Source organism: Vibrio sp. YT-15 (assembly GCF_033337445.1).
Lineage (GTDB): Bacteria > Pseudomonadota > Gammaproteobacteria > Enterobacterales > Vibrionaceae > Vibrio > Vibrio alginolyticus.
In genome coordinates, this window is record NZ_JAWOQR010000033.1 from 1 (window position 1) to 6,398 (window position 6,398).

5 protein-coding genes and 4 tRNA genes are annotated in these 6,398 nt (G+C 42.8%); 6 read left to right on the plus strand and 3 right to left on the minus strand.

Annotation, left to right across the window (positions count from 1 at the left end; genetic code table 11):
* Positions 1-735 precede the first annotated feature (735 nt).
* On the minus strand, positions 736-2,076 hold the full coding sequence (pssA, locus tag R7D93_RS24845; RefSeq protein ID WP_225497212.1) for a CDP-diacylglycerol--serine O-phosphatidyltransferase: 1,341 nt from the start codon (positions 2,074-2,076) through the stop codon (positions 736-738).
* A gap of 71 nt (positions 2,077-2,147) precedes the next feature.
* Entirely contained in the window at positions 2,148-2,579 is a 432-nt protein-coding gene (locus R7D93_RS24850) for a GNAT family N-acetyltransferase (RefSeq protein ID WP_031781233.1), read from the minus strand.
* 101 nt (positions 2,580-2,680) lie between these two features.
* Here R7D93_RS24850 and murB point away from each other — a divergent pair, with 101 nt between their 5' ends.
* The gene (murB, locus tag R7D93_RS24855) at positions 2,681-3,724 is read left to right on the plus strand and encodes a UDP-N-acetylmuramate dehydrogenase (RefSeq protein WP_213869031.1); all 1,044 of its coding nucleotides are present in this window, start codon (positions 2,681-2,683) and stop codon (positions 3,722-3,724) included.
* Complete coding sequence (gene birA / locus R7D93_RS24860; RefSeq protein ID WP_213869030.1) at positions 3,721-4,686, plus strand: bifunctional biotin--[acetyl-CoA-carboxylase] ligase/biotin operon repressor BirA; 966 nt, start codon at positions 3,721-3,723, stop codon at positions 4,684-4,686. Before murB ends, birA begins: the two co-directional genes overlap by 4 nt.
* Before the next feature lie 7 nt (positions 4,687-4,693).
* Here the strand turns inward: birA and coaA are convergent, their stop codons facing one another.
* Positions 4,694-5,617, minus strand: a complete 924-nt coding sequence (coaA, locus tag R7D93_RS24865) for a type I pantothenate kinase (protein ID WP_005388683.1) — start codon at positions 5,615-5,617, stop codon at positions 4,694-4,696.
* Between the two features lie 205 nt (positions 5,618-5,822).
* Here coaA and R7D93_RS24870 point away from each other — a divergent pair.
* The 4 genes from R7D93_RS24870 to R7D93_RS24885 all read left to right on the plus strand — a co-directional run bounded on the left by R7D93_RS24870 (position 5,823) and on the right by R7D93_RS24885 (position 6,218).
* Positions 5,823-5,898, plus strand: a tRNA-Thr gene (locus tag R7D93_RS24870).
* Positions 5,899-5,934: 36 nt separating this feature from the next.
* Positions 5,935-6,019, plus strand: a tRNA-Tyr gene (locus tag R7D93_RS24875).
* 35 nt (positions 6,020-6,054) lie between these two features.
* Positions 6,055-6,129 (plus strand) — tRNA-Gly (locus tag R7D93_RS24880).
* 13 nt (positions 6,130-6,142) lie between these two features.
* Positions 6,143-6,218, plus strand: a tRNA-Thr gene (locus tag R7D93_RS24885).
* The last annotated feature ends 180 nt before the right edge of the window (positions 6,219-6,398 follow it).

The following is a 6,398-nucleotide window of genomic DNA, read 5'->3' on the forward strand; positions in this document are numbered from 1 at the left end:
AGTTGGTTAGAATACCGGCCTGTCACGCCGGGGGTCGCGGGTTCGAGTCCCGTCCACTCCGCCACTTATATTAAGCCCCAGTCGAAAGACTGGGGCTTTTTTCGTTTCTACTGCGGCGTTTCCCTGAAGTGTGTTTACACCTAATTAGACTACTCCCCATAATCCCTACTAAGTGAACTTTGCGTGATTACACACTATGCTTTAATTAATATAGGCCGTTGATGCTGTGGAAAGACAATATGACCTACAAACAAACCTAAGTAATCTATGGTATTCAAAGGCGTTCAACGGCTTGAATCTTGATGAGAAAGAAAAAACGAACTGTGCGCATAATCCAGAAAAGCGTCATATATACCCCCAATCTCTCCTGGCTCAAAAATCAAACGACTTGAAAAGAATTGGAAGGTGAAAGATTGAAGGAGCTCTTCATTAGCGAGGTGATGATTTTCGACGCTGAACATTTGATGAGTCTCAGAAAAAATATATCGCCAAAGGGTAAGAAGCGCCAGAACAGAGAGGGATAGCTTAGCTCGAGGCTGTAAGCTATGCGGAATACTCACAAACGTCAAAGCTCAAACCCATTAAGAGAGTCGCTCTAGATCTAAGTGGTTATGTGCTCACTAGCGGTACTAGAAAATAGTTAAGTATTCCAAATGGATTATATGAAAAAGCCAACTGCTAAAGTGGTTGGCTTAGTATAAAAATCTCGACGTACTTTAGAGCGAGAAATGATGTCTAAAGAATACGTTTTAAAACACCATCTGCCTTTAGGCGGGTGATTTTTCTGACCAGTCGCTGCACCCCTATAGGATAGTCTTCTACTTTCTCTAATTGCTTATAAGTACAGATAAGGTGAGTATGCTCAAGAATACGCGAAACTTCGTCTTCAAACTTCTCAGTGAGCTTCGCATAATCGTCTTGTATGAGTAGCCCATTTTCTAGGTCGAGTGACCAAGCACGCGGATTTAGGTTATTCCCAGTAAGTAGCATATAGCGTTTATCAACCCAAATACCCTTAAGGTGGAAGCTGTTATTGTCATGCTTCCATAGGTGAATTGACAATTTACGTGCGGCGATATTCGCTTCATTGGCTTTCGCAAAGCGACGCAAATTCACTTCGTAAAGATATGGAAGTCCGCCAATGGTTTTAAAGTCTTCCTCAGGTGCAATGTAAAAGTCGTTGGCGGTTTTATCACCCACAACAATAGTTACTTTCACACCACGCTTCATGGCTCGTTTCACTTCACGATGAAGTGCTTTAGGGAAGTTAAAGTAAGGCGTACAAATGAAAATTTCGTCTTGGGCTGCTGCCAATAACTTTACAATCTGTTGATTGAGTAGATTACGGCGTTTGCCTAGCCCAACTAACGGAGTGACTTTTACGCTTTCTTCTGTTGCAGCTTGGTCTTCAAACTTATAGTTTGCTTGAGCAAGAGAAGCCCTCAGTTGGCGAATCGCCGACTTTATTTCTTTGGTTTCTGGCTTATCTTTTCCTGCAAGATCATTAACGGCAGGGTGAGCAATCATTTCTTCCTGAATGAATTGCACCATTGAATTCGCTAAAGATTCATGTCGAATCACATGGTAACGATCAAATCGATAACGTTCATGATAATGGAGATAAACGTTATTTAAGCTCGCCCCACTGTAGATAACAGTATCATCGACAATGAAGCCTTTTAAATGCAGTACCCCAAAAACTTCTCTGCCACGCACTGGTATGCCATAGACAGGGATTGGGTGTTGGTACTTACTGGCATATGCTTTGTAAAGCGCTGAATTACCCTCAGATGTCTCCGCACCAATCAGGCCACGCTGCGCTCGATGCCAGTCGACACAGATATTGATGTCCAACCCAGGATTGCGCTGTTTCGCTTCATAAAGCGCAGTGAGAATTTCACGTCCAGCTTCATCATCTTCCAGATATAGAGCGACTAGGTAAATTCGCGACGTTGCTTTGCTGATAGCATCTAAAAGACGGGTTCTGAATGATTCTGCTGAATACAGAACATCAAAGTCTTCCGGATTGACAGCGAGACTTGGCAACTGTTCGAATGGATTCCTACTTACTATCATATCGGTATGAGTACCTTAGTTTAGTGCAATATTGCGAACCTGCCATTTTATCAAAGATATGATTTACCTGGCTACAAAAGCACGCGTTTTGATGTCGTTGAAGAGATGAATTGCATTGGAATGAGATCTTTACCGCTATCTACATAACGTTGAAATGCCATTTTTAGCGGGTGTGGTAGCTCAGAGCAATCAATTGTTGTGAATCCATGCTTGGAATAATAGGATTCGAGATGTGTAAACGCGAAGCAATAATCGCCATCAGTGAAAACATTGTTTTTACAATGAGTTAGTAGTTCTTTTCCAATCCCTGTTCCCCTAACTTTCGGAATGACCAACATTCCTGTCAATAGACGAACTTTATCTACACTTTTTAAACGTAGTAACGCAATGATTTCCCCTTTATGGCTTGCTGTAATGATCAATTCATCTTTTTTGGCTCGACCCGCAGGGTAATACGCTTTGTATAGTTTCTTAATGAGGGGGAGCTTGATGGGATTTAACACTTCTATGATTAATGAGTCTGGTATTGTCACTGCGGTTAAAAGATAACTAATGTAGAATGTCGACAGTTTAAGAGAATCTTATCTGGTGTTGCAAACCTACTATGCAAATTAAAACAAATGCGAGCCTAAAGTCTTACCATACTTTTGGAATTGAACAATCGTGTTCCTATTTAGCTATCGTTGAGTCGCTTGAAGATGTTATTGAGCTATTTCAAAACCCAAGATTCACCCATTTACCGAAACTTTTTTTAGGTAAAGGAAGTAATGTTCTTTTTACAGAACATTTTGAGGGATTAGTGATTGTTAATCGAATCATGGGTAAAGAAGTCACGGAAACGGATGAGCACTACCTATTACATATTGCCGGTGGTGAAGATTGGCCTGAATTGGTTTCCTGGTGTGTGAATCAGGGGATCGGTGGGATCGAGAACTTAGCTTTGATTCCAGGTTGTGCTGGCTCAGCTCCTATTCAGAACATTGGTGCGTATGGCCTAGAGCTAAAAGACATCTGTGATTATGTAGATGTTCTTGATATAACTACGTTTGAAAACAAAAGAATGCACGCCCAAGACTGTGAGTTTGCCTATAGGGATTCCATATTTAAACATGCGTTGCACGGAAAGTGCTTTATCACCGCATTAGGGCTTAAGTTGGCGAAGCAATGGCAGCCGATTAACCAGTACGGTCCTTTACAAAGTATCCCAGAAGAACAACTCAGCCCTGCTTCTATCTTCGAACGAGTATGCCAAGTGCGAAAGGCAAAACTGCCAGATCCAACCAAGATAGGTAACGCAGGTAGTTTCTTTAAAAACCCAGTGATCACGCAAGATCACTATGATCGACTCACAAGAAAATACCCTAACGTAGTAGCCTACCCAGCTTCTGGAGGAATGAAAATTGCTGCTGGTTGGCTTATTGATCAGTGTGGATTAAAGGGGAAGTCTGTACATGGTGCGCAGGTCAACCCTATGCAAGCTTTGGTTTTGACCAACATAGATAATTGTAGTGCTGATGACATTGTCGCGCTTGCTTCTTTAGTGAAGCAGACAGTATGGGACAAATACCAAATCATACTTGAGCATGAAGTACGCTTTCTCAATCGTACCGGGGAGACCAATTTGACTCAGATCGAGGCATCTAGATGAGAAAAGATCCCTCTACGAAACTTCATATTTTAAAGTTATTAAGTGATGGAGAGTTTCATTCAGGAGAAGCGTTGGGCGACGATCTTAATGTTTCCAGAGCGGCAATCGCTAAGCACATTAAAGGTCTTAGTGAATGGGGTATTGATATTTATCGAGTGCAAGGGCGCGGTTACCAATTAGCTTCACCATTGCAGTTGTTAGACGAGACACTCCTTACCACTAGCTCGGAGTCACTTGTTGAGCTTGTCCCTGTGATTGACTCAACGAACCAATATTTGCTCGACAGAGTCGCGGATTCGGAAAAGGGCCGTGTTTGTATTGCTGAATATCAAGCGCAAGGTCGTGGTCGCCGCGGTAGACAATGGGTCTCACCGTTTGGCTCTAACTTATATCTCTCTATGTATTGGCGACTGGATGCGGGAATGGCTGCGGCAATGGGCTTGAGCTTGGTGATTGGGATTGCCGCAGTGGAAGCTCTGGAAGAAGTAGGCATGCAAGGTGTTAAACTCAAGTGGCCGAATGACTTGTATTATCAAGATAAAAAACTGGCCGGAATCTTGGTTGAAATGTCGGGTCAGGCCGGTGGGGCTGCTCATCTAGTGATTGGGATGGGCCTGAATATTGGAATGCCTGACGACCAGCCTGAGATTGACCAGCCATGGACCACGTTGAACCAAGTAAATCAGAGTGTCAAGATCGATAGAAATGTTCTAGCAATGACACTTATCAAGCATTGGGATTCCGCACTTGTCGAATATGAAATGAAAGGACTTACTGGCTTTATCGAACGTTGGAATCGGTTAGACAATTTCCTTAATCGTCAGGTCAAACTGCTTATTGGTCCTAGAGAGGTATATGGCGTCGTTCGAGGCATCGATCATCAAGGTGGAATATTAATCGAAACCTCCCAAGGACTAGAGACTTATATTGGTGGTGAAATCTCGTTGCGTAAAAGTGACTAATCTTCGATTACTTTCGCAACGAGACTTTATCAACTAAGTGGTTAACGCCTTTGTGTAGAATCAAGTGGGCTCTCTCACGAGTTGGAAGAATATTCAATTCTAAATTGAGCCCATTAATATCATGCCAAATTTGCTTCGCTTTTTTCTTTGCGTCATCGACAGAGAGTTGTGTGTAGTGGCTAAAATAAGAGCCTGGTTTCGTAAAGGCCCCTTGGCGAAACTTTAAAAAGCGTTCTACATACCAATGTTCAATGGTCTCTGTTTCTGCATCGACATAAATTGAAAAATCTAAAAAGTCAGAGACGAAGACACGATGCGGGTCATGTGGATAGTCCATTCCACTTTGCAGAACGTTTAAACCTTCAATAATAAGAACATCCGGTCTATCCACTTTTCTTAGTTCATCAGTAATGTCATACGTGATGTGAGAGTAGATGGGTACTTCAAGATCGGGCTTTCCTGCCTTTACGTCAGACATGAACTCGACTAAGCGCTTGATATCATAGGATTCTGGGAAGCCTTTACGATGCATGATACCGCGTTCTTCTAGTACTTTTTTCGGATATAGGAAGCCATCTGTTGTAACCAAGGACACTTTGGGATGATTCTCCCAACGAGAAAGCAATGCCGTTAGAATACGAGCAGTCGTACTTTTGCCTACAGCAACACTGCCAGCGATACCAATTACGAAAGGGGGAGCATGTTCCTCTGTATTTAAGAATTGTTGTAATACGGAATTGCGGCTTTGACGAGCCTGGACATACAGATTCAAAAGACGAGACAAAGGAAGGTAGATCTCTACCGCTTCCTCCATGGTTAGGTTTTCATTAATGCCCTGAAGCGCAGTCAAGTCGTCTTCAGAAAGTGTCATCGGTACAGAGTTTCTTAACTCGGCCCAATTTGCACGGTCAAATGACAAAAATGGACTCATGGGTCTCGTTTATCCTCGGTTTAATAGAAGCAAGAACATACATCAAGCGAACTTCAAAGCAAACGACAAAGGTCGAAGTTTACTTTAAAAAAGCTAAGTTTGTACGAATTTGCAGCAAACGAATCTAAAAAATCGAAATTTATGATTTTTTTTCAAATTACTATTGCAACCTAGAAAATCATTCAATAGAATGCGCACCACTTATGCCGACTTAGCTCAGTAGGTAGAGCAACTGACTTGTAATCAGTAGGTCACCAGTTCGATTCCGGTAGTCGGCACCATTCTTTCCTTTAGTAGTCTGAATGGCTTGAAAATTTGGAGGGGTTCCCGAGTGGCCAAAGGGAGCAGACTGTAAATCTGCCGGCACTGCCTTCGATGGTTCGAATCCGTCCCCCTCCACCATATTCTTTAGGAAATAGCTCTCAGAGTTACGTGTTGCGGGCATCGTATAATGGCTATTACCTCAGCCTTCCAAGCTGATGATGCGGGTTCGATTCCCGCTGCCCGCTCCACTCTAATTTGAGTGCTGATATAGCTCAGGTGGTAGAGCGCATCCTTGGTAAGGATGAGGTCGGCAGTTCGAGTCTGCCTATCAGCACCAGCTCTCAAGTTTATTTCCTTTTGATATTAGATTTACCAATTATCTTTTTTTGGTTGCGTGGTCAATTTGGGCCACCTAAATCCGTACCTAGAGGGACCACTCATGTCTAAAGAAAAATTTGAACGTACGAAACCGCACGTTAACGTTGGTACTATCGGCCACGTTGACCACGGTAAAACA

Excerpts from the sequence above, each read along its gene's own strand:
- birA (WP_213869030.1), top strand. The coding sequence starts at position 3,721 with ATGAGAAAAGATCCCTCTACGAAACTTCATATTTTAAAGTTATTAAGT.
- coaA (WP_005388683.1), bottom strand. The coding sequence starts at position 5,617 with ATGAGTCCATTTTTGTCATTTGACCGTGCAAATTGGGCCGAGTTAAGA.
- murB (WP_213869031.1), top strand. The coding sequence starts at position 2,681 with ATGCAAATTAAAACAAATGCGAGCCTAAAGTCTTACCATACTTTTGGA.
- pssA (WP_225497212.1), bottom strand. The coding sequence starts at position 2,076 with ATGATAGTAAGTAGGAATCCATTCGAACAGTTGCCAAGTCTCGCTGTC.